This is a genomic window from Bacillus cereus group sp. BfR-BA-01355, assembly GCF_022663675.1.
In the GTDB taxonomy this organism is placed as follows: domain Bacteria; phylum Bacillota; class Bacilli; order Bacillales; family Bacillaceae_G; genus Bacillus_A; species Bacillus_A thuringiensis_S.
Genome location: NZ_JAKUFY010000367.1, coordinates 1 through 311, shown reverse-complemented (window position 1 = coordinate 311; position 311 = coordinate 1). Strand labels below are relative to the sequence as shown.

Below are 311 nucleotides of genomic sequence, written 5' to 3'. Positions count from 1 at the left end.
TCATAATCACCTTATGTTACAATGAAATTCGGCAGAAAACGAGAAAGGATGAAACAACATGGCAAACGAAAAAGGTTTAGATAAAGGATTCGAACTTGTTGCAAAAATGCATGAAGAGTTCGGACATCCTGTGAAAAATACTCCAACAAAACTAACAGAAGAGCGTGCAAAAATTCGTGCAAGTTTTATGCAAGAAGAGCTAGAAGAATTTCTAGAAGCAACGACTGTTGAAGATCAATACGATGCACTGATTGACCTTATTTACTTTGCATTCGGAACGTTTGCCGAAATGGGCGTACGTCCTGATAAAG

Annotated in this window: 1 protein-coding gene; it reads left to right on the top strand. The window is 37.9% G+C overall.

All coding sequences use genetic code 11. The features are described 5' to 3' along the window. Positions 1 to 58: 58 nt before the first annotated feature. A partial coding sequence (locus tag MR167_RS32075) for a pyrophosphohydrolase domain-containing protein (protein ID WP_481746715.1) occupies positions 59 to 311 on the top strand: 253 nt, incomplete at its 3' end.